Below are 26,034 nucleotides of genomic sequence, written 5' to 3'. Positions count from 1 at the left end.
CCTGCAGGGAAGCCTCGGTATGAAGACTCAGACCCTCAACGTCGGCCTGATCGGTTTCGGCCTGGCCGGCAGGACCTTTCACGCCCCGCTGATCCAGGCGGCGCCGGGCCTGGAGCTGACCGCGGTGGTCTCCAGCGACCCCGCGAAGGTCCAGGCGGCCTATCCGGAGGTCACGGTGCATGCCAAGGCGGCCTCGCTGTTCACCGACCGGGACATCGACCTGGTGGTGATCGCCACCCCCAACGAGACGCACTTCCCGCTGGCCAAGGCGGCCCTGGGCAAGGGCAAGCACGTGGTGATCGACAAGCCCCTGGCCGTCTCCCTGGCCGAGGCGCGCCAGCTCAAGGCCCTGGCCGACGGTGCCGAGCGGTTGCTCAGCGTCTTCCACAACCGCCGCTGGGACGGCGACTTCCTGACCCTCAAGTCGTTGCTCGACGAAGAGCGGTTGGGTCGGGTGGTGGAGGTGGAGTCACGCTTCGACCGCTTCCGGCCGGTGGTTCCCGACCGCTGGCGGGAGCAGCATCGCCCGGGCAGCGGCCTGTGGTTCGACCTGGGCCCCCACCTGCTGGACCAGGCCCGGGCCCTGTTCGGCATGCCCCGGGCCATCCTGCTGGAACTGGCATCGCTGCGGGACGGCGCCGAGATCGACGATGACTTCCTGGCGGTGCTGGAATACGACCGGCTGCGGGTGACCCTGCGGGCCGGTTGCCTGGTGGCCGAGCCCACCCCGCGCTTCCGCGTGCACGGCACCCAAGGGAGCTTCGTCAAGTACGGCCTGGATCCCCAGGAGGCCTGGCTCAGGGAGGGCGAGAGCCCACAGCCGGCCTGGGGCATCGACCCGAGCCCGGGGCGGTTGACGCTCGAGGAGGGGCAGGGCGAGGACGCCGCCCTCGTGGAACGCGAGGTCGAGGGCGTTCCCGGCGATTACCGGGCCTACTACGACGGCATCGCCCGGACCCTGCTGCGTGGCACGCCGCCGCCGGTGACCACCGAGGAGGCCCTGGAGGTGATGACCCTGCTGGCGGCCGGCCTCGACAGCTACCGCCAGGGCCGCTGGGTCAAGCTCAAGGAGGGCGGCAGCCTGCCGCGACGGCTGCACGCCAAGCACTAGCACCGCCTGCCATGGCCGTGGGGCTTCCGGCTTCCAGGCGCCTAGCGCCGCTCTTCCAGCTTCGAGCTTGACGCGAAGCGTCGGGAGACGCGCTGTCGCCGGTCTCCCCTGCGCCCCTACCAGAGCGAGGGCTCGGACGCCTCGGCGCGGACCTTGTCCCGGGCGATGTAGAGCGCCGCGATGGCTCGGGCCTCATGGAAGTCCTCCCGGGCCAGCAGGGCGGAGAGCTCGTCGATGGCGTGGGTCTCGACGATCAGCGGCTCCGGCTCGTCGCCGGGCAGGCGCCGGGGGTAGAGGTCGGTGGCCAGCATCACCTGCATGCGATGGCGCATGTAGTTCGGCGCCAGGGTCAGCTCCACCAGCGGCTCGATCCGGTGGGCACCGAAGCCGCACTCTTCCATCAGCTCGCGGTTGGCGGCGCTGACGATGTCCTCGCCCGGATCCACCAGCCCCTTGGGCAGGGTCAGGGTGTAGTCCTCGACGCCGGCGGCATACTCGCGGATCAGCAGCACGTGGTCGGGATCGGGCATGGCCACGATCATCACCGCGCCGGCTCCTCGCCCGGTGCCGCCCAGGCGCTCGAAGGTGCGCTCGGCGCCGTTCGAGAAGCGCAGCTCCATCTCCTCGACGTGGAACAGCCGGCTCCGGGCGACGCTGCGCCGGGCCAGGACGTGGGGCTTGGAGGGGTGGTGGTCGGACATGGGGGCTCCGGTCGGGCGGTGGAATGCGTGCGCGGCGTCGATTGGTTACACTATCACGTCTCCCCCGAGGAGACGTTACCGCGCCGACCCTGACCGAGGAAGCCCATGATCGACTGGCGTGCCATCGACACCGTCCTGCTGGACATGGACGGCACCCTGCTGGACCTGCACTTCGACAGCCACTTCTGGCTCGAGCACCTGCCGCGTCGCTACGTGGAGCTGCACCGTCTCGACGAGGCCACCCAGGAGGAGATCCGCGAACGGATCATTCGCGAGCAGGGCACCCTCAACTGGTACAGCCTGGCCTACTGGAGCCGCGAGCTCGGCGTCGACATCCTGGCGCTGAAGCGCGAGGTCCAGCACCTGATCGGCCTGCGCGGCGACGCCCTGGACTTCCTGCGCTGGCTCAAGGACGCCCATCCCCGGGTGGTGCTGGCCACCAATGCGGATCGCGAGAGCCTGGCGCTCAAGCTGCCGCTGACCGGCCTGGAGGATTTCGTCGACGCCATCGTCTCGTCCGCGGACCTGGGCGTGCCCAAGGAGGCCCAGGAGTTCTGGTTCGCCCTTCAGGAGGTCGAGCCCTTCGACCCGGCCCGCACCCTGTTCATCGACGACAATCCGGCGGTGCTGGAGAGTGCCCGGGAGTTCGGCATCCGCCACCTGCTGGGGATCAAGCAGCCCGACAGCCGCCGGCCGGAGAAGGAGCTCGAGGAGTTCATCGCCCTGGATCGCTTCGCCGCCATCCTGCCCGGCAACCGCCCCCCGGAGGGAGGTCGGGAATGAGTGGGGTGCGGCTCGACAAGTGGCTCTGGGCGGCGCGTTTCTTCAAGACCCGCGCACTCGCCAAGAAGGCCATCGAGGGCGGCAAGGTGCACTACGACGGTGCCCGGGCCAAGACCAGCAAGGCCGTGGAGGTCGGGGCGCGGATCCGCGTACCCCAGGGCTGGGACACCTGGGAGGTCGAGGTGGTCGCGCTCTCCGATCAGCGCCGCGGCGCCCCCGAGGCTCGCGCCCTGTATCGCGAGACGCCGGAGAGCGAGGCGCGGCGGGCGCGAGAGGCCGAGCAGCGTCGCCAGGCCAACCAGGCCATGCAGCATCCCCTCAAGCGGCCCGACAAGAAGCAGCGGCGCGAGATCAAGCGCTTCATGCGGGGGGAATAAAGAGGGAAGAGGAAAGAGCGAACAAGGCGTGCAGGGGGCTTCTTGTTCTCTTCCCTCTTATCTCTTGCCACTGATTTCAGGCCAGCATCATGACCGACCAGATCCAGCGTTTCCTCTTCGAGGACACCAACATCCGCGGCGAGATCGTCCACCTCGAGCAGGCCCATGCCGAGGTGATGGAGCGCCACGACTATCCGCCCGCGGTGACCCGTCAGCTCGGCGAGCTGCTCGCCGCCGTGGCCCTGCTCACCGAAACCATCAAGCTCGACGGCACCATGAGCATCGAGGTGCGCGGCAAGGGGCCCCTGTCGCTGCTGATGGCCGAGTCCAATCCCGGGGGCGAGCTGCGTGCCATCGCTCGCCTCGACGAGGAGGCGGCGCTGCCCGCCGAGGATGCCGGCTTCAGGGACCTGGTGGGCGAGGGCCAGATCACCATCACCCTGGACCCCCGGGAGGGCCACCGCTATCAGGGGATCGTCGCCCTGCACCGGGACAGCCTGGCGGGCTGCCTGGAGGACTACTTCGCCCAGTCGGAGCAGTTGCCCACCCGGCTGTGGCTGGCCGACGATGGCCGGCGCGCCGCCGGCCTGCTGCTGCAGCGCCTTCCCGACGAGGCGGCGAACCAGGACGACGACGCCTGGGAGCGCACCGTTCACCTCGCCTCCACCCTCACCGACGCCGAGCTGCTCGAGGTGGAGCAGCGGGAGCTGCTGCATCGACTCTTCCACGAGGAGACGGTGCGGGTCTTCGAGCCCAAGGCGCTGCGTTTCGCCTGCACCTGCTCGCGGGAGCGGATCGCCGGGGCCCTGCTGTCCCTGGGCGCGGAGGAGCTGCGCGACATCCTCGCCGAGCAGGGCGGCATCGCCACCCAGTGCCATTTCTGCCATACCCGCTACGAGTTCTCCGTCGCCGAGGTGGAGGCGATGCTCGCCGATCCCGAGGGGACGCCCCCGACACTGCACTGATTCATGACGGATCATCGAAACGTGCCGTCAATGGAGACGATGTAGTAGTAAAACTACATGATCGTCGCGCATCGATGCCGTTTCCTGTCGCGCGGGTTTTTGCCATAATGCGCCGCGTTCTTCCGAATCCGGGCGCCGTCCACACAAGACGGTCAACCGCAAGCGGCGTCCGGGGTGGAACCCATCACGCGTACCCTACGCCCGGCAAACGAGAGAGAATCGGCCGCAAGGCCCAGGACACGACATGACCACGACTCAAGCCGCCCCCCAGGCCGCCAGCGAGCAGGCCGCCATCGCCCACGTCAACCTCACCACCGCCGAACTGATCGAGCGGGCCGTGGCCAACGGCGAAGGCCGCCTGTCCGCCCAGGGCGCCCTGGTGGTGAACACCGGCGAGCGCACCGGCCGCTCCCCCAAGGACCGGTTCATCGTCGATGAGCCGTCCACTCGCGACGAGATCGACTGGGGCAGCGTCAACCAGCCCTTCGACGCCGACAAGTTCGAGGCCCTCTGGGACCGCGTCGAGGCCTACCTGACCGGCGGCGAGCACTACATCTCCGAGCTGCACGTGGGCAGCGACCCGAGCCACTACCAGCCGGTGCGGGTCATGACCCAGACCGCCTGGCATAACCTCTTCGGCCGCACCATGTTCGTCCGTCCCGAGGCCTACAACCCCTCGGCCAAGGAGGAGTGGACCATCCTCAACGCGCCCTGGTTCGAGTGCGACCCGGCCCGGGACGGGACCCGCAGCGAAGGCTGCGTGATCCTCGACTTCGCCGGGCGTCGGGTGCTGATCGCCGGGATGCGCTACGCCGGCGAGATGAAGAAGGCCATGTTCACGGTGCAGAACTTCCTGCTGCCGGCCGCCGACGTCCTGCCCATGCACTGCAGCGCCAACGTCGGCGAGGACGGCGAGACCACCCTGTTCTTCGGCCTGTCCGGCACCGGCAAGACCACCCTGTCCGCCGATCCGGCGCGCTTCCTGATCGGCGACGACGAGCACGGCTGGGGCCCTGGCACCGTCTTCAACATCGAGGGCGGCTGCTATGCCAAGTGCATCGACCTCTCCGAGAAGAACGAGCCGGTGATCTGGAACGCCATCAAGTTCGGCACCGTGCTGGAGAACGTGGTCCTCGATGACCGTCGCGAGCCGGACTATGCCGACGACAGCCTGACCCAGAACTCCCGGGCCGCCTATCCGCTGGAGCACATCGAGAAGCGGGTCGTCGAGAACCGTGCCGGCGAGCCCAATGCCATCGTCTTCCTGACCTGCGACATGAGCGGCGTGCTGCCCCCGGTCTCGGTGCTGTCCAAGGAGGCCGCCGCCTATCACTTCCTGTCCGGCTACACCGCCAAGGTGGGCTCCACCGAGATGGGCTCCTCCAGCGGCCTGGAGGCGACCTTCTCCACCTGCTTCGGCGCGCCCTTCTTCCCCCGCCCGGCGCGGGTCTATGCCGACCTGCTCATCAAGCGCGTGGCCGAGAAGGACGCCCAGGTCTACCTGGTCAACACCGGCTGGACCGGCGGCGCCTACGGCGAGGGCGGCTCTCGCTTCTCCATCCCGACCACCCGCGCCATCATCAGCGCCATCCAGAGCGGCGTGCTGCGCGACGTGGAGACCCGCGAGATCGAAGGGCTCAACCTGTCCGTGCCTGCCGCCGTGCCCGGCGTCGACCCGCGCCTGCTCGACCCCCGCGAGACCTGGGAGGACAAGGCCGCCTATGATCGTCACCTGCGTGACCTGGCCGCCAAGTTCGTCGACAACTTCAAGAAGTTCGACGGGGTCAGCGAGGCCATCGTCAAGGCGGGCCCCAGCCTGACCTGAGGGTCGAACCCGAGCGTGATAACCCTGTCCGAAAGGGGGAAGCCGAGGCTTCCCCCTTTTTCGTGGGTGTAAGGATGGCGGGGTGAGCGCGACTCAGGGTCACCCCCGAGGATGGGAGAACGAGCATGAAGCGACGCAATTTCCTGGGGCTGCTGGGGCTCGGTGGGCTCTCGACCCTGGTCCCCGGCCTGGCCGGCGCCCGCCCCAAGCTGGATCTCGCCCCGGCCCCGGGCCTGGAGCGCCTCGAGCTTTCCGAGGCGGAATGGCGCGAACGCCTGTCCGAGGCCCGTTTCGAGATCCTGCGCGAGGACGGCACCGAGCCGGCCTACTCGAGCCCCCTGGACCAGGAGACCCGGGACGGGGAGTATCGCTGCGCCGGCTGTGACCTGCTGCTGTTCACCAGCGACATGAAATACGACTCCGGCACCGGCTGGCCGAGCTTCTTCACCCATGTGGAGGGGCACCTGCTCACCGAGCTCGACCTGGTGCTGCTGATTCCCCGGACCGAGTACCACTGCGCCCGCTGCGGCGGCCACCAGGGCCATGTCTTCGAGGACGGCCCTCGGCCCACCGGCCTGCGCTGGTGCAACAACGGGCTGGCGCTGCGCTTCGTCCCCGCCTGAGCCGGGCCCCGGCTTCGCCGGGAGCATGAAGCCTGAAGCTTGAAGCTTGAAGCTTGAAGCTTGAAGAAAGACCTTGCCACCGGAATCGGTGGCAACAGGCTGCCTTCCAGCTGCCGGCGCCGCCGGGGTTGTGATACCTTGTCGCGATCCTCTGCACCCGGATTGCCAAGGAATTCATGGACGCACAAGCCAAGATCATCGACCGTCTCGCCGAGGAACTCGGCGTCCGCGCGCCCCAGGTGGCGGCCACCGTGGAACTGCTCGACGGCGGGGCCACCGTCCCCTTCATCGCCCGCTACCGCAAGGAAGTCACCGGCGGGCTGGACGACACCCAGCTGCGCCAGCTCCACGAGCGCCTGGGCTACCTGCGCGAGCTGGAGGAACGCCGCGAGGCGGTGCTGGCGAGCATCGACGAGCAGGGCAAGCTGACCCCGGAGCTGGCCGCGAGCATCCGCGCCGCCGACACCAAGCAGCGCCTGGAAGACCTCTACCTGCCGTACCGCAAGAAGCGCCGCACCAAGGCCCAGATCGCCCGGGAGGCCGGCCTGGAGCCCCTGGCCGAGGCGTTGCTGGCGGACCCTGCCCGGGATCCCGAGACGGAGGCGGCCGGGTATCTCCGCCCCGCGGAAGGAGACACCCCGGCCATCGAGGACGCCAAGGCCGCCCTGGACGGTGCCAAGCAGATCCTCATGGAGCGGTTCGCCGAGGAGGCCGAGCTGGTCGGCCGCCTGCGCGAGCGGCTGTGGAGCGAGGGGGAGCTGTCCGCCCGGGTCATCGACGGCAAGCAGAAGGAGGGCGCCAAGTTCTCCGACTACTTCGAGCATGACGAACCGCTGGCCAAGGTGCCCTCCCACCGGGCGCTGGCCATGTTCCGCGGGCGCAACGAGGGCGTGCTGTCGCTGAGCCTGCGCCTGCCCGGCGAGGAAGAGGCCGTCATCCATCCGGCCCAGGTGGCCATCGCCCGGCACGTCGGCATCGAGGATCGTGGGCGCCCCGCCGATCGCTGGCTCGCCGAGGTGGTGCGCTGGACCTGGCGGGTCAAGCTCTACACCCACCTGGAGACCGAGCTGATGGGGCGCCTGCGCGAGCGCGCCGAGCAGGAGGCCATCGAGGTCTTCGCCGCCAACCTCAAGGACCTGCTGCTGGCCGCCCCGGCGGGGCCCAAGGCGACGCTGGCCATCGATCCGGGGCTGCGCACCGGCTGCAAGGTGGCGGTGGTCGACGCCACCGGCCGCTTCCTGGAACACGCCACCATCTACCCCCATGCCCCGCGCAACCAGTGGGACGAGTCCCTGGCGATCCTGGCCCGGCTGGTGGATCGCCACGAGGTGGCCCTGGTCGCGGTGGGCAACGGCACCGCCAGCCGCGAGACCGACAAGCTGGCGGGCGAGCTGGTCAAGGCCCTGGCCGGCAAGCGTCCGCTCGCCAAGGTGATGGTCAGCGAGGCCGGGGCCTCGGTGTATTCGGCCTCGGAGTATGCCGCCCGGGAACTGCCCGACCTGGACGTGACCATCCGCGGGGCGGTGTCCATCGCCCGCCGCCTGCAGGACCCGCTCGCCGAGCTGGTCAAGATCGAGCCGAAGTCCATCGGCGTGGGCCAGTACCAGCACGACGTCTCCCAGGTGCAGCTCTCCCGCAGCCTGGAAGCGGTCATCGAGGACTGCGTCAACGCCGTGGGCGTGGACCTCAACACCGCCTCCTCGGCGCTGCTGTCGCGGGTGGCCGGCCTCAACGCCGGGCTCGCCGAGAACATCGTCGCCCGTCGCGACGCCGAGGGCGCCTTCACCAGCCGTCGCCAGTTGCTCGACGTCGGCCGCCTGGGCCCCAAGACCTTCGAGCAGTGCGCCGGCTTCCTGCGCATCATGGACGGTGACAATCCCCTGGATGCCAGCGCCGTGCACCCCGAGGCCTATCCGCTGGTGGAACGCATCGCCGAACGCAGCGGACGCCCCCTGGCCGGGCTGATCGGCGACAGTGCCACCCTCAAGGGCATCAAGCCGGCGGATTTCGCCGACGAGCGCTTCGGCGTGCCCACCGTCAGCGACATCCTCAAGGAACTGGACAAGCCCGGCCGCGACCCGCGTCCCGAGTTCAAGGCGGCCGAGTTCCGCGAGGGCGTCGAGACCCTCAAGGACCTGGAGCCCGGGATGGTGCTGGAGGGCAGCGTCACCAACGTCACCCACTTCGGCGCCTTCGTCGACATCGGGGTGCACCAGGACGGCCTGGTGCACATCTCGGCGTTGTCCGACAAGTTCGTGGAGGACCCGCGCTCGGTGGTCAAGGCCGGCGATATCGTCAAGGTCAAGGTCATGAGCGTGGACCTGGACCGGGCACGCATCGGGCTGTCCATGCGCCTCGATGACCAGCCCGGCGAGGACGGCGAGCCGGCCAGGCGTGGCCGAGCTCCCCGCGGGCGTCAGGGCAAGGCGCCGCGCAAGGGCGGCGGCTCGCCCAAGTCGGGGCAGGGCGGCCAGGGCGATGGCCAGCTCGGCGCCCTGGGCGCGGCCCTGCTCAAGGCCAAGAAAGAGCGCTAGCATCGCGGCCACGGGCCACGGGCCACGGGCCACGGGCCACGGGCCACGAGCGACGAGCGGTCGGTAGCGAGCTCGATGCGACGGAGGCTGCCCGAAGCCCGTGGCCGGCTTGCCTTGAATCGGCGCTTTGCGGCGCCATAATCTGTTGTCTTGCGGGTGCCCCGGCGCCCGAACCGTCAACCGGGAGGCCGGCCGCCGCCTTGGCCGGCCTCTCCGACATGGGGTGACCATCTTGTCCGAAACGCTTTCCCCCCACATCAAACGCCTGGGCCGGTTGGCCGACCAGGGACGCTTCGGTCGCCTGCGCCGCGGCATCGAGAAGGAAGGGCTGCGCGTCGATGGCGCGGGGCGCATCGCCCAGACCCCGCATCCCCGGGCGTTGGGGTCCAAGCTGACCCATCCGCACATCACCACCGACTATTCCGAGGCCCTGCTGGAGTACATCACCCCGGTCTACAGCCGCCCGGAAGACGCCCTGGACTTCCTCGCCGACCTGCATCGCTTCAGCTATCGCCACCTGGGGGAGGAGCTGATCTGGCCGGCCAGCATGCCGGCGCGGCTCGAGGGCAACGACAGCGTGCCCATCGCCGACTATGGCGCCTCCAACGTGGGCATGATGAAGCATGTCTATCGCAAGGGGCTGGACGTGCGCTACGGTCGGATCATGCAGGCCATCGCCGGGGTCCACTACAACGTCTCGCTGCCCGACGACCTCTTCGCACTGCTCCGCGAACTCGATGGCGAAGGGGGCACGGCCATGCAGGACTACCGTTCCGCCCGCTATTTCGGCCTGATCCGCAACTTCCGTCGCCACAGCTGGCTGCTGCTCTACCTGTTCGGCGCCTCGCCGGCGGTGGATCGCAGCTTCCTGCCCGACGGCCGGGTGCCGGAGGGGCTCAGGCCCCACGGGCGAGAGACGCTGGTGTCCCCCTACGCCACCAGCCTGCGCATGTCCGACCTGGGCTACCAGAACAAGGTGCAGTCGCAGCTCAAGATCTGCTTCAACTCGCTTTCCAACTACGTCAACACCCTGCGTCATGCCATCTCCACCCCCTGGCCGGACTACCAGGCCAAGGGGGTGCGCCGGGACGACGACTGGCGCCAGCTCAACGCCAACATCCTGCAGATCGAGAACGAGTACTACAGCGACATCCGTCCCAAGCGGGTGGCGCGCCACGACGAGACGCCCAGCCAGGCCCTGGAGGCACGCGGGGTGGAGTACATCGAGGTGCGTTGCCTCGATCTGGATCCCTTCGATCCCTTGGGGATCGACGCCACCCAGAGCCGCTTCCTGGACACCTTCCTGATGTGGTGCCTGCTCACCGAGAGTCCCTGGATCTCCGACGAGGAGTGTGCCCACCTGGACGACAACCGGCGCCTCGTCGTCGCCCGGGGCCGTGATCCCGAGCTGCGCCTGGATCACCTGGGCCGCAAGCGCGCCCTCGCCGACTGGGGAGGCGAGATCTTCGCCGGGCTCGGCGAGGTCGCCGACCTGCTGGATCGCCTCGAGGACGGCGCGCCGCATCGCCAGGCCCTGGAGGCCTTGGCGCCCCGGCTCGAGGATGCGTCGCTGACGCCCTCCGGGCGCCTGCTGGCACGGCTGGAGGAAAACGGCGAGGACTTCATCGAGACGGTGCTCGGGCTGGCCCGAGAGCAGGCCGCCCGGCTGCGTGAGGAGCCGATCGGCCGAGCGCGGGAGGCGCTCTTCGACCAGCTGGTGGAGACGTCCCACCAGCAGCAGGGGGACATCGAGGTCGCCGACGTCGAGCCCTTCGCCGACTTCCTGGCCCACTACTTCGAGCGGGCCCGGGAATCCCGGGCGCTCACGCCCCTGCGGGCCGGAGGCCGGGCATGATCGAGTTCCTCGACGACTGGCGGGTCCGCCACTGGAGCCTGGCAGGCCTGGCCTTCTCGGTGCTGATGATGGCCGTGGCCCTGGGGCTCGAGCACCTGGGCGGGCTCGAGCCCTGTCCGCTGTGTATCTTCCAGCGGGTCGCGGTGATCGCCGCCGGGGCGGTGTTCGCCGTGGCGGCGATCCACGACCCCCGGGGGCGCGGCGGGGCGGTGGCCTACGGGCTGGCCGCCCTGGTGGCGGTGGGCGCCGGCATCGGCCTGGCCGGCCGGCATCTCTGGCTGCAGTCGCTGCCCGCCGACCAGGTGCCGACCTGCGGCCCGGGGCTCGACTACATGATGGAGGTCCTGCCCCTTCAGGAGGTGGTGGCCATGGTACTCTCCGCGTCCGGCGAGTGTGCCGAGATCAGCGCCCGCTTCCTGGGGCTGTCGCTGCCCGGCTGGACCCTGATCGGCTTCCTGGTGCTGGCCATCGCGCCCCTGGGCCTGCTGTGCCGGTCCCTGCGCCGGCGCTCGGGGTATCGTTGGCCGGGCGGCGAAAGGCAGGATTGACAGCGCCCCTCCCAGGGAGGACGCTGAGGCTCCTGGCCGGGTCATCGCCGTGCCCGAGACGGGTTTCATCGAGCGAGGGAGGCATCATGCTGGAAGACTGCAAGAGTGCACAGGAGCGCTGGGGGGGCGTCCACAAGCTGATCGACCGCTGGCTCGACGAGCGCCGCGAATTGCTGGTGCACTTCGTCGAGCTCAAGGAAGCCTGCGACGCCGACCTGGAGGAAGTGACCAAGGCGCGCATCGATGCCTTCAGCGAGCTGTTGATGGACTACATCAGCGCGGGCCATTTCGAGATCTATCCCCAGCTCAAGGCCGAGTGCGAGGCCTTCGAGGACCACGAGGCCCTGTCCGTGGCCGATCGGCTGCTGGCCCGCCTGGACATGTCGACCGAGCTGGTGCTGGCCTTCGACGAGGACTATGCCAGCCCGGTACGCTGCCAGCACTACCTGCCGCGCCTGCCGGCCTGGCTGGACCGCCTGGCCAAGGGGCTCACCGAGCGCTTCTCCCTCGAGGATCGCTTGATCGCCCGCCTGCATGCCGCCCACGCCCCCCGGCCCCAGGCCTCCACCGAAGCCTGATGCCGCGGCGCCCGTCGCCCCGGGCTAGTCGCAGGTCGAATTGAGTTTTGTGCACTGCAGGCCTACCATTCCTCCGGTTCGACTCCCGGCCGGGACGGTCACCGCGCCGTCCGGCCCATCCTCACGGCGACAACCGAAGGAGCCATGATGAAAGATCCCGTCCGTATTGCCATTACCGGCGCCGCCGGCCAGATCAGCTACTCCCTGGCCTTCCGCATCGCTTCCGGTGACATGCTGGGCAAGGACCAGCCGGTCATCCTGCAGCTGCTCGAGATTCCGCCGGCCATGGACGCGCTCAACGGCGTGGTGATGGAGCTCAACGATTGCGCCTTCCCGCTGGTGCAGGACATCATCGCCTCCGACGATCCCAATGTCGCCTTCAAGGATGCCGATTTCGCCCTGCTGGTCGGTGCCCGTCCGCGTGGCCCGGGCATGGAGCGCAAGGATCTGCTCGAGGCCAACGCCGCCATCTTCTCCGTCCAGGGCAAGGCCCTGAACGATCATGCCAGCCGCGATGTCCGCGTCCTGGTGGTGGGCAACCCGGCCAACACCAACGCCCTGATCGCCTCCTGCAACGCGCCGGACCTGGATCCGGGCCAGTTCACCGCCATGATGCGCCTGGACCACAACCGCGCCCTGACCCAGCTGGCCCAGAAGGTCGGCAAGCACGTCACCGACGTGGAGTCCATGATCGTCTGGGGCAACCACAGCGCCACCCAGTACCCCGACCTGGCTCACTGCAAGGTGGACGGCACCCCGGCCCTGGAGCTGGTCGAGCGCGACTGGTACGAGAACGACTTCATCCCCACCGTGCAGCAGCGCGGCGCCGCCATCATCAAGGCTCGCGGGGCCTCCTCCGCCGCCTCCGCCGCCTCCGCCGCCATCGACCACATGCGTGACTGGGCGCTGGGCAGCGACGGCATCGTCAGCATGGGCATCCCGGCCGACGGCAGCTACGGCATCGAGCCGGGCGTGATGTACTCCTACCCGGTGATCTGCAAGGACGGCAAGTACGAGATCGTCCAGGGCCTGGAGATCGACGACTTCAGCCGCGAGCGGATGACCGCCACCGAGAACGAGCTGCGCGAGGAACGCGCCGCGGTGGAGCATCTGCTGGGCTAAGCGCCGAGCTACAAGCGCCGAGCTACAAGCAAAACCCCCGAAGGTGGAAGCCTTCGGGGGTTTGCTTTTGCCCGGTCTGGGACCATGCTGCTGCAGCTTGCAGCTTGCAGCTCCCGGCGAAGCCGGGCCGGATCAGTCGCGCAGGCTGATGATCTTCCAGCCGCGCTCCTCGGCGGCCTGGCGCAGGGTCTCGTCCGGGTCCACCGCCACCGGGTGGTCGACCCGTTCCAGCAGGGCCAGGTCGTTGTGGGAGTCGCTGTAGAACCAGGCATCGTGCAGCGAGAGCTCGCGGCCTTCCAGCCACTGCTCGAGCCGGGTGACCTTGCCCTCCCGGTAGCTGGGCACGCCGCTGACCCGGCCGGTGTAGCGGCCGTCGATCATCTCCGGCTCCACGGCGATCAGCTCGTCCACGCCCAGGCGCTCGGCGATGGGGCCGGTGATGAAGCGGTTGGTGGCGGTGATGATCAGCAGGGTATCGCCCCGGGCCCGGTGCCGGGCGATCAGCTCCTCGCCCCGGGGCAGGATGTGGGGCTCGATCTTGCTGGCCATGAACTGCTGGTGCCAGGCCGCCAGCTGTTCCGGGGAGTTCTCGGCCAGCGGCTTGAGCGCCACGGCCAGGAACTCCGCCATGTCGAGGGTGCCGGCCTCGTAGTCGGCCATGAAGCGGTCGTTGGCTTCCTTGTAGGCCACCGGATCCACGGCGCCCTGCTCGAGCAGGAACTCCCCCCAGGCATGGTCGCTGTCGATGGAGAGCAGGGTGTTGTCCAGGTCGAAGATGGCGAGGCTCACGGCTTTCCTCTTGTTGTCGGTGTCACGTCGAGCCCGCGATTATGGCAGAAGCCCGGCCCCCCTTCGAGGGCGCCGCCATCGGCGTATTGATACGTTTCACGGCCTTGTGGAAGAATGCATTCAATACTGGATTCATAAGGTGAAGTCCGTGATCGACGCAGACGGCTTTCGCCCCAACGTTGGCATCATCATCGCCAACGACCACGGGCAGCTGCTATGGGCGCGTCGGGTAGGGCAGAATGCGTGGCAGTTTCCCCAGGGAGGCATCAAGGCGAACGAGACTCCGCAACAGGCACTTTTTCGCGAACTGCACGAGGAAATCGGCCTGACCGCCGAGGACGTCGAGGTGCTTGCCTGTACCCGGGGCTGGTTGCGCTATCGCCTGCCGCGACGCATGGTACGAACGCATTCCCGGCCGGTGTGCATCGGCCAGAAGCAGAAGTGGTTCCTGCTCAGGATCCGCTGTGGCGAGACCCGGATCTGCATGGATGGCGGTCCGGCGAAGCCGGAGTTCGACGGCTGGCGCTGGGTCAGTTACTGGTATCCCCTGGGACAGGTGGTGCCCTTCAAGCGTGAGGTCTACCGGCGCGCGCTGCGCGAGTTGTCGCCGCGAGCCCAGCGCCTGGCCCTGGGGCATGGCTGACGACCCGAGATGACCGGGGCGCGTCCCCGGTGACACCCTCAGCGAGGCATAACGACAATGGACAGCAAGACGCCGATGCTCGAGGTGTTGCGCCGCATCATCCTGGAGGTCAACGGGGCTCGCAACCTGGACGCCGCCCTGTCGACCATGGTGCGTCGCATTCGCAAGGCCATGCGTACCGACGTATGTTCCTTCTACCTCTACGACGCCGAGCTCGAGCAGCTGGTGCTGATGGAGACCATCGGCCTGCGCAGCCAGGCCGTGGGCCATGTGGCCCTGCCCGTGGGCGAGGGGCTGGTGGGACTGGTGGCGCAGCGCGAGGAGCCGATCAACCTCGAGGATGCCCGGGCCCACCCGCGCTTCCGCTACTTCGAGGCCACCGGCGAGGAGCGCTACTCCAGCTTCCTCGGCGTGCCCATCATCCATCAGCGCCGCATGCTCGGCGTGCTCGTGGTCCAGCAGGCCGACAAGCGGCGCTACGACGAGGCCGACGAGGCCTTCCTGGTCACCATGGCCGCCCAGCTGGCCGGGGTGCTCGCCCATGCCCTGGCCACCGGCAGCCTCACCCGTCCCTCCCTGCCCGGCGGCCAGGCGACCTTCACCGGCGTGGCCGCCTCCCCGGGCATGGCCATCGGCGAGGCGGTGATCATCGCGCCGCCGGCGGACCTGGACAGCGTGCCGGATCTCATCCCCACCGACGAGGAATACGAGATCGCCCGCCTCAGGGAGGCGATCGGCAAGGCCCGGGACGAGATCCGGGCGGCGGGGGAGCGGCTGGCCAATCGCATCTCCGCCCAGGAGCTGGCGCTGTTCGACGTCTATCAGCAGATGCTCGGCGAGGCGGCGCTGTCCCAGGAGGTGGTCAAGCGCATCCGCGAGGGGCAATGGGCGCCCGGGGCGCTGGCCGACGTGGTACGCCGCCATGTCCAGTACCTGGAGCGGGTGGACGACGATTACCTGCGCGAGCGGGCGGCGGACGTCCGTGACCTGGGGCGGCGCGTGCTCGCGCACCTGCAGGAGGAGGCGGCCGCCACCCCCGCCGTCTACCCGGAGAACACCATCCTGGTCAGCGACGAGATCAGCGCGGCCATGCCCGGCGAGGTGCCGCGGGAGCGGCTGGCCGGCATCGTCTCGGTACGCGGCTCGAGCACCTCCCATGCGGCGATCCTGGCCCGGGCCATGGGCATTCCCACGGTGCTCGGCATGGTGGACCTGCCGCTGCCGAGGCTCAATGGCGCGCGGGTGGTGCTGGACGGCCACCGGGGGCGCCTCTTCGTGCGTCCCTCCGCGGAGCTCGAGAGCCACTACCAGGCCCTGATCGAGGAGGAGCGGGCGCTGGCGGAGGTGCTCGAGCACGAGCAGGACCTGCCCAGCCGCACGCCGGACGGCTACGACATGCCGCTGATGGTCAACACCGGGCTGGCGGTGGACGCCGTGGCCCTGCTCAAGTCGCGCATCGGTGGGGTCGGCCTCTACCGCACCGAGGTGCCCTTCATGACCACGGAGCGTTTCCCCGGCGAGCAGGAGCAGACCCGCCTCTACCGGGAGCAGCTCGAGGGGTTCGCCCCCTTGCCGGTGGTGATGCGCACCCTCGACATCGGGGGCGACAAGGACCTGCCCTATTTCCCCATCGAGGAGGCCAATCCCTTCCTCGGCTGGCGGGGCATCCGCGTGACCCTGGATCATCCCGAGGTGCTGATGGTCCAGTTGCGCGCCATGCTGCGGGCTTCGCAGGGGCTCGACAACCTGCAGATCCTCTTGCCGATGATCACCAACGTCGACGAGGTCGATGATGCCCTGCGTCTCCTGGACCGGGCGATCAGCGAACTCGGCGAGGACGGCATCGAGGTCTCGCGGCCCAAGGTCGGGGTGATGCTGGAGGTGCCGGCGACGCTCTACCAGCTCGACGCCCTCGCGGAGCGGGTGGACTTCTTCTCCGTGGGCAGCAACGACCTGACCCAGTACCTGCTCGCGGTGGACCGCAACAACCCCCGGGTCGCGGAACTGTACGACGCCTGTCACCCGGCGGTGCTGTCGGCCATGGCCCGGCTGGCCGGGGAGGCGAAGGCGCTGGGGGTGCCGACCTCGGTGTGCGGCGAGCTGGCCGGGGATCCTGCCGGGGCCCTGCTGCTGATGGGCATGGGCTTCGATGCGCTTTCCATGAACGCCCCCAACCTCCCCAAGGTCCGTGCGGCCATCCGCCGCGTCTCCCGCGACGCCGCCCAGGGGCTGGTCGAGGAGACCCTGGCGCAGCCCTCGCCGGCCCGGGTTCGCCGCCTCCTGGAGGAGCGGATGGGGGAGTGGCAGCTCACCCATCTCCTGCCGCCCAAGGACGAGTGAGACGGCTCAGCCCGCCGGTGGGGCCTCGAGCTCCAGGTGGCGGGCCCCGAGCGGGATACCGTCGGGGCCGAAGCGTCGCTCGCCGATGGTCAGGCGGCCATCGGCCCGCCAGTCCAGCCAGGTGGTGGCGCGGGTGCCGTAGTCCCGGCCGAGGATGAAGGCGGCCGACAGCCGGCGCTCCAGTTCGAGCCCCACCCCGGTATCCGGCAGGTGATGGTCCTCGGCCTCCGTGGTGTCGCTCAGGGCCGCCAGGGCGTCGTCCGGCCAGCGGCCATGATGAAGGCTCCCGGCCAGTCCCTGGCGAGCGGCGATCAGCTTGGGCCAGGGGGTGTCCAGGTCGCCGTTGGACAGGCCGTGCAACCCGGAGGGGACGCGGCGCAGGGTGACCCGATCCCGGCCCCGATGCAGGTGCCATAGCCGGCGGCCGTCGCCGGCCAGCAGGTTGAAGCCGGCATAGCGGCGGGCGTCGCCGTCGGCGAGCTCGGCCAGCCAGGCCGGCAGGTCGGGACACTCCAGGGCCGTGCGGACCAGGGCGCCGCGGCTCGGCGCGTCCGTCGGGACGCGCAGGCCGGGATCGCGGACATTGGTCACGGCGGCGAAGCGGCCATCGCGGTGGACCGCCAGCCAGGTGCCGCCGGCCTCGAGATCCCGCCCGCCGACGATCGCCGGCGAGTCCACCTGGGTGGCCAGGGGCGCGGCGGGGCGGGCATGGAACTCGTCGCGATTGGCCACCAGGCGCAGCCTGACGTGGCCGTCGGGCGAGTGAGAGAAGGCGATCAGGCACATGGCCGGAAGCCTAACCCTTGCCGAGACGAAGGGAAAGCCGGTGCCATGACAAGGCGGCGCCGCCATCGTACACTCTGCGGGAATCACCGATTTCCGCCTTCATCGACCCGGTACAGGGATGAAAATGCGAGTCGAGACAGACGAGGGACAGGTCTGGTCGCGTCTGGTCAAGCCGATCCTCTGGCCCGTGCTGAGCGCCCAGGGCGTGCTGGTGCTGCTGTGCCTGGCCCTGGCGCTGAGCGGCTGGTGGCTGATGCCGGGCCAGGCCTCCTGGGGCGCGACCTTCGGGCTGCTGCTCGCTCTGCTGGTGGGCAGCAGTCTCAACGTGGCGGTCTTCCTGATGCTCTTCAAGCAGCGCCTGCGGGCCCGGGAGCAGGGCCTCGAGGCCGCCCTGGCCGGCATCGGTCGGCGCCTCGAGGCGGCGGGGGCGGCCACCGACTCCTCCGAGCTCCAGTCCCTGATGGATCCCCACCTGCCGCTGTCACGGCGCCTGGATGCCGTGACCCGAGCCTGCGAGGTCATGGCCGCACGCTGGCAGGCCGAGCGGGAGGCCGCCCGAGGCGTGGAGCGACGCCTCACCGATGACCTCGAGGCCCAGCGAGGACGCCTGGCCCGCCTGGAGACCGGTCGAGTCAGGGCCCGCGAGGAGTCGCGCCTCAAGTCGGGCTACCTGGTCCACCTGCAACAGATGCTCGGCCCGCTGCTGGAGTCGGTGGAGCGAGTGCTGGACAGCGACGTCTGCCGACGGGAGGCCAGCGAGGACGAGCGGGCCGCCTTCCAGGCGCTGCAAGACCGACTGGCCGAGACCGCGGTGCTCCTCGAGACCCTCGGGGATCCCGCGAGCCTGGGCGAGGGGCGCGTGTCCGGCCGTGTCCTGGTGGTGGACGATGGCCCGGTGAACCTCATGCTGGCCCAGAAGGTGCTGGAGCGTCAGGGGCTGGAGGTGGCGACCGCCACCAGCGGCAAGGAGGCCCTGACCTGCCTGGAGAAGGAGCCCTTCGATCTGGTCTTCATGGACATCTACATGGCCGACATGGACGGGGTGGCCACCTGCCGGGCCTGGCGGGCCCGGGAAGCCGAGCAGCCCGGGAGGCCTCGCAGCATCATGGTCGCCCTGACCGCCAACGCGGGGGATGCCGATCGCCGGCGCTTCCGCGAGGCCGGGATGGACGACTACCTGGCCAAGCCCTATCGTCCCCAGGATCTCCTGGCGCGGGTGCGGCACTGGCTCCCCGGCACCCTGACCGCGGAGGAGGGCGCATGAGCGCGATGACCCTGTTGCTGGGCTATCTGCTGCTGGGCAGCCTGGCCGGCACCCTGGCGGGGCTGTTCGGGATCGGTGGCGGCCTCATCATCGTGCCCGCCCTGGTCTTCGCCTTCGACCTCCAGGGAGTGGCCTCCGAGGTCGGGATGCATCTGGCGGTGGGCACCTCGCTGGCCACCATCGTGGTCACCGGGGCATCTTCCGCCTGGGGGCATTACCGCCGGGGCAGCATCCACCGTGAATGGTTCCTGGCGCTGCTGCCCGGCCTGATGCTGGGCGCGATCGGTGGCGTCTTCGTCGCCGGCAACCTCTCCGGAGGCCTGCTGGGGCTGCTCTTCGGCCTCTTCATCCTGGCGGTGGCGCTGCGCATGGCGCTGGGGCGCGGCCCGGAGCCGGGCGAGCTGCAGCCCGGCCGGGCGACCATGGGGGTGGCCGGCGGGGTGATCGGGGCAATCTCGGCGCTGTTCGGCATCGGCGGCGGCACCCTGAGCGTTCCCTGGCTGACCCGTTGCGGCGCCACCATGACCCAGGCCGTGGGAACGTCCTCGGCCTGTGGCCTGCCCATCGCCCTGTTCGGGGCCGTGACCTTCGTCGTCGTGGGTTGGGGCGTGGCGAACCTTCCCCCGGGGGCCACCGGCTACGTGATGTGGCCCGCCTTCCTCGGCATCGTGCTCACCAGCGTGCCGTTCGCCCGGGTGGGGGTGCGCCTGGCCCACTTCCTGCCGGCTCGGGCGCTGCGCCTGTCCTTCGCGGGGCTTCTCGCCCTGGTGGGGATCAAGTTCCTGCTCTAAAGCTTGAAGCCGGAAGAACACCCGCTTCGCGGGCTTAAGCTGGAAGAAACCCCTTGACCCTTATGGGCTGGCTGGAGAGGGTTTGTCTGGAGTGCCCCTGAATTTGTAGACACCTTACCTGCAACCCGGAGGTAAGGTGCTATGCGCTTGAAAACCCGTCGCCAGTTCTCCCTGGAGTTCAAACGCCATGTGGTCCAGCATTCGCTGGAGTCCCCCGAACCCCAGGCCCGCGTAGCGGAGCGGTTCGGGATACACCCGAAACTGCTAGGTCGATGGAGGCGAGAACTCGTGACCACGGATGACCGCCAGCCCAAGGGGGTGCCCAACGCGGGTCCCCACAAGAGCCAGCATGAGCTGGAGCGTGAGAACCGGCGACTCAAGAAGCGTCTCGAGCGGGCCGAGCTGGAAGTCGAAATCCTAAAAAAGGCCAACGAGTACTTCGCCAAAGACCCGAAGTGAAGTTCGCCTTCATCAAGCGCTACCGCTCCCGACGCTGGACGGTTGTTTTGATGTGCGGAGTACTCGGCGTGTCCAAGGCGGGCTTCTATCGCTGGCTAAGTCGCCGACCGTCCCCCCAGGTGACGGAGAACGAGCGCCTGTTGCGCTTCCTGCTGGCCGAAGCTGACCGGCAGGCAGGCGTACCAGGTTATCGCAAACTCTGGCAGGCGGCCGTGAACGTGGGCTTTGCCTGTAGCCAGAATCGTGTGCAGCGGCTCCTGCAGCGCGCGGGCTATCGCTCGACACGGGCCTTGCGCCCCGGTTATCGGCGCCCCAAGCCTGGCCTGCCGGCCTTACCCAACCTGCTGAACCGAGAATTCGATGTGACGGCGCCCAATCGCGTCTGGGTCTCGGACATCACACAGGTACGCTGTCACGAAGGCTGGTGGTACCTGGCCATCGTCATGGACCTGTATTCCCGGCGGATCGTCGGCTGGGCCGGTGGGCCTCTCAACGACAGCCACCTGGTGGAGCGGGCGCTGAGGATGGCCTGGGCGGCGCGGCAGCCCTCAAGCGGAGGCATGCTGTTCCATTCAGATCAGGGGGCGCAGTACCGCAGCGAGAACGTGATGCGGTGGCTGACGGAGCGAGGCATCACGTTGAGCATGTCCCGTCGTGGCAATTGCTGGGATAACGCCTGTGCCGAGAGTTTCTTTGCCCAGCTGAAGGAAGAGTGGCTCCGTCGCCTGGCACGGCAGAGTCGTGCTGAACTGCAGGCTGAGGCGGAGTACTACATCGAAGAGTATTACGATAAGGTGCGGCTGCATGGCGCCTTGGGCGGGGTATCGCCCAAGGCGTTTGAAGCCGCTGCCTGATCAAGGTGTCTACTTTTTCAGGGCCACCTCAGTCTTCCAGCTTCCAGCTTCCAGCTTCCAGCTTCCAGCTTCCAGCTTTCCGTTTCCGAGGATTCCATGCTGCCCTATCCCGATATCGATCCCGTGGCCATTTCCCTCGGGCCCCTGCAGGTCCACTGGTATGGCCTGATGTACGTCATCGGTTTCGTCGCCGCCTGGTGGCTGGGGCGTCGCCGGGCACCGCGCATCGGCCTGAACGGGGACGACGTGGGCGACCTGATCTTCTACGCGGCCCTCGGCGTGGTGCTCGGCGGGCGGCTGGGCTACGCGCTCTTCTACGGCCTGGAGCAGTGGCTCGCCGACCCGTTGTGGATCTTCCGCGTCTGGGACGGCGGCATGAGCTTCCATGGCGGCCTGGTCGGCGTGCTCCTGGCCTCCTTCTACTTCGCCCGCCGCAAGCGCGTCGCCTATTTCACCCTCACCGACTTCGTCGCCCCGCTGGTGCCCATCGGCCTGGGGGCCGGGCGCATCGGCAACTTCATCAATCACGAGCTGCCGGGACGGGTCACCGAGCTGCCCTGGGGCATGGCGTTTCCCGGCATGGGGCCCGAACCGCGTCACCCCTCGTCGCTCTACGAGGCCTTGCTGGAAGGCGCGGTGCTCTTCGCGGTGCTCTGGTGGGTGTCGGCGACGCCGCGCCGGCGGGGCCTGATCTCCGGGTTGTTCCTGTCCCTCTACGGCCTCTTCCGCTTCGCCGTGGAGTTCGTCAGGATGCCGGATGCCCATATCGGCTTCGTGGCCTTCGGCTGGGTGACCATGGGCATGCTGCTGACCCTGCCGATGATGCTCGCCGGCCTCGCGCTGATCGCCTGGTCGCGGCGACAGCCCATCCCCTGACCCGGACTGCGTCCGGGAGCTTGAAGAACGCCCGCTTCGCGGGCTTAAGCTGGAAGCTCGAAGAAAAACCTTGACCCCATGATGTCGGGGTTCATGCTGCCTTCCAGCTTCCAGCTTCCAGCTTCCAGCTTCCAGCTTCCAGCTTCCAGCTTCCAGCTTCCAGCTTCCAGCTTCCAGCTTCCAGCTTCGGCTGTGTAGAATGGTCGGCCCATTTCCCAGCTTCGACGATGCCGTGACCGACGACACCCTGCCCGCCCTCGAACAGCCCTATCTGGACCTGATGCGCGCCGTGCTCGACCACGGCGTGGAGCGTGACGACCGCACCGGCGTGGGGACCCGCTCGCTGTTCGGCCACCAGATGCGCTTCGATCTCTCCCGTGGCTTCCCGCTGCTGACCACCAAGAAGCTCCATCTGCGCTCGATCATCTTTGAACTCCTGTGGTTCCTGAAGGGCGACACCAACATCGCCTACCTCAAGGAGCACGGGGTGCGCATCTGGGACGAGTGGGCCGACGAGAACGGCGACCTGGGACCGGTCTACGGCTACCAGTGGCGCAGCTGGCCGGATCCCCGGGGCGGCCATGTGGACCAGATCGTCCGGCTGCTCGAGCAGCTGCGTACCAACCCCCAGTCCCGGCGACTGATCGTCTCGGCCTGGAATCCGGCCCTGGTGGACGAGATGGCACTGCCGCCTTGCCACTGTCTCTTCCAGTTCTACGTGGCCGAGGGGCGGCTGTCCTGCCAGCTCTACCAGCGCAGCGCCGATATCTTCCTCGGGGTGCCCTTCAACATCGCCAGCTATGCGCTGCTGACCCGGATGATCGCCCAGGTGGCGGGCCTCGAGCCCGGCGACTTCGTGCACACCCTGGGGGACGCCCATCTCTACCGGAACCACCTGGAGCAGGCCGAGCGGCAGCTCGCCCGCACCCCGCGTCCGGCGCCGCGTCTGGAGCTCGACCCGGGCGTCACCGATCTCTTCGACTTCCGCTTCGAGCACATCGCCATCCGGGACTATGACCCCCATCCTCACATCAAGGCGGAGGTGGCCGTATGACCGACGACACCCTGGTGCCGGTGGCGATGATCGCCGCCATGTCCGCGAACCGGGTCATCGGCGTGGACAACCAGCTGCCCTGGTACCTGCCCGAGGACCTCAAGTTCTTCAAGCGCATGACCCAGGCCAAGCCGCTGGTCATGGGCCGCAAGACCTTCGCGTCCATCGGCCGACCGCTGCCCGGGCGTCTCAACATCGTGGTGACCCGGGATCCCGACTTCCACCACGAGGGGGTTCGCGTCTGCCACGACCTGGCCTCGGCCCTGGATCTGGCCGACCGTCAGGCCACCATCGACGGGGTGGACGAGATCATGGTCATGGGCGGTGGCCAGATCTACGCCCAGGCGTTGCCCCATGCCAGCCGGCTCTATCTCACCGAGGTGGCCATCGAGGTGGAAGGGGACGCCCGCTTCCCCGAGCTGGACATGACCGAGTGGGAGGAATGCCAGCGCGTCCCCGGCACGCCGGCGGAGGGGCAGCCGGCCTATGACTTCGTGCAGTATCGACGCCGGGGTTTGCCAGACACGGCGGCCTGACACAGACTGAGGTGGGCGGACGTGGCCCTCCCCGGGCGCGGGAGAGGGGCTCGCCAGGCCCTCGTCACGCATGGAGGATCAGGAGTTGATCGAGGAAAGCCCCTTGCGCCTGATGGCGTCGCTCGAAGCCCGGGTCGAGAGCCTGTTGGCCGTCCAGTGCGAGTCCCGGGTGAAGCACCAGGCCCTGCAGGCCCGTCTCGATGCCCTGGAGCGGCAGCGACAGGCCCTCGAGGCGCACAACGCCGAGCTGGCCGCCGAAGCGGAGCAGGTGGCGGCTCGCCATCGCGAACTGCAAGCGCGCCTCGCGGAGGCGGAGGCGGCCCGGCTGGAGCTCGCCGAGGAGAATCGCGAACTCGAGGAGCAGAACCGCGAGCTCGAGGCCCACAACCAGCGGCTCCAGGCCCGCCTGGACGGGGGCGAGTCGACCCCGGTCTTCCAGCGCCCCCATCGCCAGGCCCGCGGGCTCGCCGCACTGATCGGCCACCATCGCGCCGCGTCCCGAACCGACGACGCGCCGCCCGAGCCCGAGACGCCGGCCCCCGAGGCCCAGATCTCGCCGGCCCAGAGCGACCTGCCCATCGGCGAGGCGCCATCCCCCCAGGCGCTGCTCGAGCAGTGGTACCGGCGCTATCCCGACACCTTCTTCAAGGGCCATACCCGGCCGCTGAAGGTGGGCATCCACGAGGACCTGGCCGCCCGTGAGCCCTGGCCCGAGAAGCTGGTGCGCCGCGCCCTGGCCTGCTACGTCAACCTCCCGCGATATCTCAAGTCGGTGCGCGAGGGTGCCGAGCGCCTCGATCTCGCCGGCGAGCCGGCCGGGGCGGTGGACCGGGGAGCCGCCGATCACGCCCGCAAGAAGCTCGAGCGCCTCCAGGCCGAGCGCCGGCGCAAGGGCAAGCCGGCCAAGCGACGCGAGGCGAAGCGGCCGGACTCTTCCCGCGGCGCCAGCGACGCCCCCGCCCGCCGCAAGCGTCATTCCGCCCCCGCGGCCGCCATCGAGCCGGCCCCCCGTGAGGACGAACCCTCCGACCAGCGGCTCCAGCGCAAGCTGGACGAACTGGTCGCCCGCCACAATCCCCGTTGATCCCGCGACCGGCTGCGTTGACGGCCGGTCGCGGCTCCAGCGTTCGTTTGACTTGAAACCGTCATATCGGCGGGGCATGATGAACCCGCTCATCGCTGCCTGATGCTGTTTTAGCTCACGGTGAACGGCGTCCTGGCGACGTCCGTTCCCGGGCCTCTGGCCGGCGGCGTCGGCGGGTCCGCCGGGATGGCGCCCTGACCGATTTCGCAGGGAAATGCTCCGCGATCGGGTGATGTGACGAATGAAAACAGTGTTTTTTTCTTGTTGCGCTCCCGCGAATCACGGTATAGAGTTCCCCCTGCGAGCATTGGACTATAACAAGGCTTCGCCGTGGTCTGGCTCGCTGCTGCCGCCTCCGGGAGGAGAGGGCACCAACGAGAACCGGCACCAAGACCGGCAAGCCCGCCGCCAAGACTCGAAGAGAGCAGCGGCAACGATCGAAACAGCAAGCTAGTCAAAAGGATTATCGCAATGAAAAAGACACTGTTAGCGACTGCCATCGCCGGTGCCATGGCCGCCTCCGGCGCCCAGGCCGCCACCGTCTACAACCAGGACGGCACCAAGCTCGACATCTACGGCAACATCCAGATTGCCTACTACGATACCAACAATGCTGCCGGCGATAGCCAGGACGGTATCGCCGACAACGGCACCACCTTCGGCTTCGCCGCCGAGCACGTCATCTCCCAGGGCCTGACCGGCTACCTGAAGCTCGAGTTCGACGACATCAAAGCCGACGAGATGAAGACTGCCGTCGACAACGATGATTCCGGTGATACCGCCTACGTCGGCCTGCGCGGCGATTTCGGTGACGTTCGTGTCGGCTCCTACGACCAGCTGATCGACGACTGGATCCAGGATCCGATCACCAACAACGAAGGCTTCGACGTCTCCGACTCCACCGGTGCTCACGGTGGCGGTGCCGATCAGGAGACCGACAAGGTCACCTACACCTCTCCGTCCCTGGGTGGCTTCCAGTTCGCCGTGGGTACCCAGTACAAGGGTGACTTCGACTCCGCCGACGGTGGTGACGCCGACGAAGGCGACAGCAACGCCTCCTTCTTCGGTGGTGCCAAGTACACCATGGGCGCCTTCTCCGTCGCCGCTGTGTATGACAATCTCGATAACATCAACTACACCACCACCGGTGGCGATGTCGAGAGTGTTGGTGACCAGTACGGCGTGACCGCCCAGTACACCATCGACACCCTACGTCTGTCGGCCAAGTGGGAAACCTTCGACGCCGACCAGGAAGACAGCGACGTCGACTTCGCCGCTCTGGGCGCGCGCTATGGCTACGGCATGGGTGACGTCTACGGTGCCTACCAGAACGTCGACTCTGAAGGCTCCGACGACGATCGCGACGAGGTCATCATCGGTGCCAACTACAGCATCTCCGACGCCATGTACACCTGGGTCGAGGCTGCCTGGTACGACAAGGAAAACGACGAAGATGACGGCGTGGGCGTGGGTATCACCTACCTGTTCTAAGCCCGCCTGCAGGGCTATCCTGCACATGGGTTGAACATCGAAAGC

Annotated in this window: 24 protein-coding genes; 21 read left to right on the top strand and 3 right to left on the bottom strand. The window is 68.6% G+C overall.

All coding sequences use genetic code 11. From position 1 onward, the window contains the following. Window positions 1–19 precede the first annotated feature (19 nt). On the top strand, window positions 20–1,111 hold the full coding sequence (locus tag BEI_RS14005; RefSeq protein ID WP_097790097.1) for an oxidoreductase: 1,092 nt from the start codon (window positions 20–22) through the stop codon (window positions 1,109–1,111). Window positions 1,112–1,227: 116 nt separating this feature from the next. On the opposite strand, the gene nudE is transcribed toward BEI_RS14005, so the two are convergent. Next, window positions 1,228–1,812, bottom strand: coding sequence for an ADP compounds hydrolase NudE (nudE, locus tag BEI_RS14000; RefSeq protein WP_097790096.1), 585 nt, complete (start codon window positions 1,810–1,812; stop codon window positions 1,228–1,230). Between the two features lie 105 nt (window positions 1,813–1,917). Between nudE and yrfG the strand changes: the two genes are divergently transcribed. The 10 genes from yrfG to BEI_RS13950 all read left to right on the top strand — a co-directional run bounded on the left by yrfG (window position 1,918) and on the right by BEI_RS13950 (window position 13,022). Beyond that, window positions 1,918–2,595 (top strand): GMP/IMP nucleotidase, encoded by a 678-nt coding sequence (gene yrfG / locus BEI_RS13995; protein ID WP_097790095.1) that lies wholly within the window; start codon window positions 1,918–1,920, stop codon window positions 2,593–2,595. After that, entirely contained in the window at window positions 2,592–2,972 is a 381-nt protein-coding gene (locus BEI_RS13990) for an RNA-binding S4 domain-containing protein (protein WP_097790094.1), read from the top strand. The genes yrfG and BEI_RS13990 overlap by 4 nt, the downstream gene beginning before the upstream one ends. An 89-nt stretch (window positions 2,973–3,061) precedes the next feature. Then, complete coding sequence (gene hslO / locus BEI_RS13985; RefSeq protein WP_097790093.1) at window positions 3,062–3,937, top strand: Hsp33 family molecular chaperone HslO; 876 nt, start codon at window positions 3,062–3,064, stop codon at window positions 3,935–3,937. A 244-nt stretch (window positions 3,938–4,181) separates the two neighbouring features. After that, window positions 4,182–5,762: a phosphoenolpyruvate carboxykinase gene (locus BEI_RS13980; RefSeq protein WP_097790092.1), complete on the top strand. Its 1,581-nt coding sequence runs from the start codon at window positions 4,182–4,184 to the stop codon at window positions 5,760–5,762. A 125-nt stretch (window positions 5,763–5,887) separates the two neighbouring features. Then, a complete protein-coding gene (gene msrB / locus BEI_RS13975; RefSeq protein WP_097790091.1) occupies window positions 5,888–6,385 on the top strand; it encodes a peptide-methionine (R)-S-oxide reductase MsrB in 498 nt (165 codons plus the stop codon). 176 nt (window positions 6,386–6,561) lie between these two features. Then, window positions 6,562–8,919 (top strand): Tex family protein, encoded by a 2,358-nt coding sequence (locus BEI_RS13970; protein ID WP_097790090.1) that lies wholly within the window; start codon window positions 6,562–6,564, stop codon window positions 8,917–8,919. Between the two features lie 232 nt (window positions 8,920–9,151). Next, complete coding sequence (gene gshA / locus BEI_RS13965; RefSeq protein WP_193765117.1) at window positions 9,152–10,774, top strand: glutamate--cysteine ligase; 1,623 nt, start codon at window positions 9,152–9,154, stop codon at window positions 10,772–10,774. Then, window positions 10,771–11,322 carry a disulfide bond formation protein B gene (locus BEI_RS13960; protein WP_097790088.1) on the top strand — a complete coding sequence of 184 codons (552 nt, stop codon included), beginning with the start codon at window positions 10,771–10,773 and terminating at the stop codon, window positions 11,320–11,322. The genes gshA and BEI_RS13960 overlap by 4 nt, the downstream gene beginning before the upstream one ends. An 86-nt stretch (window positions 11,323–11,408) precedes the next feature. Further along, window positions 11,409–11,900 carry a sigma D regulator gene (gene rsd / locus BEI_RS13955; RefSeq protein WP_097790087.1) on the top strand — a complete coding sequence of 164 codons (492 nt, stop codon included), beginning with the start codon at window positions 11,409–11,411 and terminating at the stop codon, window positions 11,898–11,900. Between the two features lie 147 nt (window positions 11,901–12,047). Beyond that, window positions 12,048–13,022, top strand: coding sequence for a malate dehydrogenase (locus tag BEI_RS13950; RefSeq protein WP_097790086.1), 975 nt, complete (start codon window positions 12,048–12,050; stop codon window positions 13,020–13,022). Between the two features lie 132 nt (window positions 13,023–13,154). Here BEI_RS13950 and BEI_RS13945 read toward each other — a convergent pair whose 3' ends face one another. After that, complete coding sequence (locus BEI_RS13945) at window positions 13,155–13,811, bottom strand: histidinol-phosphatase (protein WP_097790085.1); 657 nt, start codon at window positions 13,809–13,811, stop codon at window positions 13,155–13,157. A 148-nt stretch (window positions 13,812–13,959) separates the two neighbouring features. On the opposite strand from BEI_RS13945, the gene BEI_RS13940 reads away from it, so the two are divergent. Then, window positions 13,960–14,454 carry an RNA pyrophosphohydrolase gene (locus tag BEI_RS13940; RefSeq protein ID WP_097791096.1) on the top strand — a complete coding sequence of 165 codons (495 nt, stop codon included), beginning with the start codon at window positions 13,960–13,962 and terminating at the stop codon, window positions 14,452–14,454. 75 nt (window positions 14,455–14,529) lie between these two features. Further along, complete coding sequence (ptsP, locus tag BEI_RS13935; RefSeq protein WP_097791095.1) at window positions 14,530–16,794, top strand: phosphoenolpyruvate--protein phosphotransferase; 2,265 nt, start codon at window positions 14,530–14,532, stop codon at window positions 16,792–16,794. 6 nt (window positions 16,795–16,800) lie between these two features. Here the strand turns inward: ptsP and BEI_RS13930 are convergent, their stop codons facing one another. Continuing rightward, the gene (locus BEI_RS13930; RefSeq protein WP_097790084.1) at window positions 16,801–17,580 is read right to left on the bottom strand and encodes an NRDE family protein; all 780 of its coding nucleotides are present in this window, start codon (window positions 17,578–17,580) and stop codon (window positions 16,801–16,803) included. A 124-nt stretch (window positions 17,581–17,704) separates the two neighbouring features. Here BEI_RS13930 and BEI_RS13925 point away from each other — a divergent pair, with 124 nt between their 5' ends. The 8 genes from BEI_RS13925 to BEI_RS13885 all read left to right on the top strand — a co-directional run bounded on the left by BEI_RS13925 (window position 17,705) and on the right by BEI_RS13885 (window position 25,989). Beyond that, complete coding sequence (locus BEI_RS13925) at window positions 17,705–18,844, top strand: response regulator (protein WP_193765115.1); 1,140 nt, start codon at window positions 17,705–17,707, stop codon at window positions 18,842–18,844. Next, complete coding sequence (locus BEI_RS13920; RefSeq protein ID WP_097790082.1) at window positions 18,841–19,635, top strand: sulfite exporter TauE/SafE family protein; 795 nt, start codon at window positions 18,841–18,843, stop codon at window positions 19,633–19,635. Before BEI_RS13925 ends, BEI_RS13920 begins: the two co-directional genes overlap by 4 nt. Before the next feature lie 141 nt (window positions 19,636–19,776). Continuing rightward, window positions 19,777–20,948, top strand: a protein-coding gene (locus BEI_RS13915) for an IS3 family transposase (RefSeq protein ID WP_097789061.1) whose coding sequence is annotated in 2 segments (ribosomal slippage) — window positions 19,777–20,053 and window positions 20,053–20,948 — 1,173 coding nt in all. Because the reading frame shifts where the segments join, the coding sequence is not laid out codon by codon here. 96 nt (window positions 20,949–21,044) lie between these two features. Next, window positions 21,045–21,824, top strand: coding sequence for a prolipoprotein diacylglyceryl transferase (gene lgt / locus BEI_RS13910; RefSeq protein WP_097790081.1), 780 nt, complete (start codon window positions 21,045–21,047; stop codon window positions 21,822–21,824). A gap of 199 nt (window positions 21,825–22,023) precedes the next feature. Continuing rightward, window positions 22,024–22,878: a thymidylate synthase gene (locus BEI_RS13900; RefSeq protein WP_097790080.1), complete on the top strand. Its 855-nt coding sequence runs from the start codon at window positions 22,024–22,026 to the stop codon at window positions 22,876–22,878. Then, on the top strand, window positions 22,875–23,414 hold the full coding sequence (locus tag BEI_RS13895; RefSeq protein ID WP_097790079.1) for a dihydrofolate reductase: 540 nt from the start codon (window positions 22,875–22,877) through the stop codon (window positions 23,412–23,414). Before BEI_RS13900 ends, BEI_RS13895 begins: the two co-directional genes overlap by 4 nt. Window positions 23,415–23,499: 85 nt before the next feature. Further along, on the top strand, window positions 23,500–24,498 hold the full coding sequence (locus tag BEI_RS13890; protein WP_227644481.1) for a ProQ/FINO family protein: 999 nt from the start codon (window positions 23,500–23,502) through the stop codon (window positions 24,496–24,498). Window positions 24,499–24,969: 471 nt separating this feature from the next. Then, window positions 24,970–25,989, top strand: a complete 1,020-nt coding sequence (locus BEI_RS13885) for a porin (protein ID WP_097790078.1) — start codon at window positions 24,970–24,972, stop codon at window positions 25,987–25,989. The last annotated feature ends 45 nt before the right edge of the window (window positions 25,990–26,034 follow it).

The sequence above is a fragment of the Halomonas beimenensis genome, from assembly GCF_002549795.1.
GTDB classification, from domain to species: Bacteria; Pseudomonadota; Gammaproteobacteria; order Pseudomonadales; family Halomonadaceae; genus Halomonas; species Halomonas beimenensis.
This window is presented reverse-complemented; position numbering and strand designations above follow the sequence as displayed.

Bases quoted from the DNA above. Each gene is read 5' to 3' on its own strand.
- BEI_RS13925 (WP_193765115.1), top strand. From the start codon at position 17,705: ATGCGAGTCGAGACAGACGAGGGACAGGTCTGGTCGCGTCTGGTCAAG.
- BEI_RS13895 (WP_097790079.1), top strand. From the start codon at position 22,875: ATGACCGACGACACCCTGGTGCCGGTGGCGATGATCGCCGCCATGTCC.
- ptsP (WP_097791095.1), top strand. From the start codon at position 14,530: ATGCTCGAGGTGTTGCGCCGCATCATCCTGGAGGTCAACGGGGCTCGC.
- nudE (WP_097790096.1), bottom strand. From the start codon at position 1,812: ATGTCCGACCACCACCCCTCCAAGCCCCACGTCCTGGCCCGGCGCAGC.
- rsd (WP_097790087.1), top strand. From the start codon at position 11,409: ATGCTGGAAGACTGCAAGAGTGCACAGGAGCGCTGGGGGGGCGTCCAC.
- BEI_RS13990 (WP_097790094.1), top strand. From the start codon at position 2,592: ATGAGTGGGGTGCGGCTCGACAAGTGGCTCTGGGCGGCGCGTTTCTTC.
- BEI_RS13950 (WP_097790086.1), top strand. From the start codon at position 12,048: ATGAAAGATCCCGTCCGTATTGCCATTACCGGCGCCGCCGGCCAGATC.
- BEI_RS13970 (WP_097790090.1), top strand. From the start codon at position 6,562: ATGGACGCACAAGCCAAGATCATCGACCGTCTCGCCGAGGAACTCGGC.
- BEI_RS13930 (WP_097790084.1), bottom strand. From the start codon at position 17,580: ATGTGCCTGATCGCCTTCTCTCACTCGCCCGACGGCCACGTCAGGCTG.
- BEI_RS13900 (WP_097790080.1), top strand. From the start codon at position 22,024: ATGGTCGGCCCATTTCCCAGCTTCGACGATGCCGTGACCGACGACACC.
- hslO (WP_097790093.1), top strand. From the start codon at position 3,062: ATGACCGACCAGATCCAGCGTTTCCTCTTCGAGGACACCAACATCCGC.
- BEI_RS14005 (WP_097790097.1), top strand. From the start codon at position 20: ATGAAGACTCAGACCCTCAACGTCGGCCTGATCGGTTTCGGCCTGGCC.
- BEI_RS13920 (WP_097790082.1), top strand. From the start codon at position 18,841: ATGAGCGCGATGACCCTGTTGCTGGGCTATCTGCTGCTGGGCAGCCTG.
- BEI_RS13960 (WP_097790088.1), top strand. From the start codon at position 10,771: ATGATCGAGTTCCTCGACGACTGGCGGGTCCGCCACTGGAGCCTGGCA.
- lgt (WP_097790081.1), top strand. From the start codon at position 21,045: ATGCTGCCCTATCCCGATATCGATCCCGTGGCCATTTCCCTCGGGCCC.
- BEI_RS13980 (WP_097790092.1), top strand. From the start codon at position 4,182: ATGACCACGACTCAAGCCGCCCCCCAGGCCGCCAGCGAGCAGGCCGCC.
- yrfG (WP_097790095.1), top strand. From the start codon at position 1,918: ATGATCGACTGGCGTGCCATCGACACCGTCCTGCTGGACATGGACGGC.
- BEI_RS13885 (WP_097790078.1), top strand. From the start codon at position 24,970: ATGAAAAAGACACTGTTAGCGACTGCCATCGCCGGTGCCATGGCCGCC.
- msrB (WP_097790091.1), top strand. From the start codon at position 5,888: ATGAAGCGACGCAATTTCCTGGGGCTGCTGGGGCTCGGTGGGCTCTCG.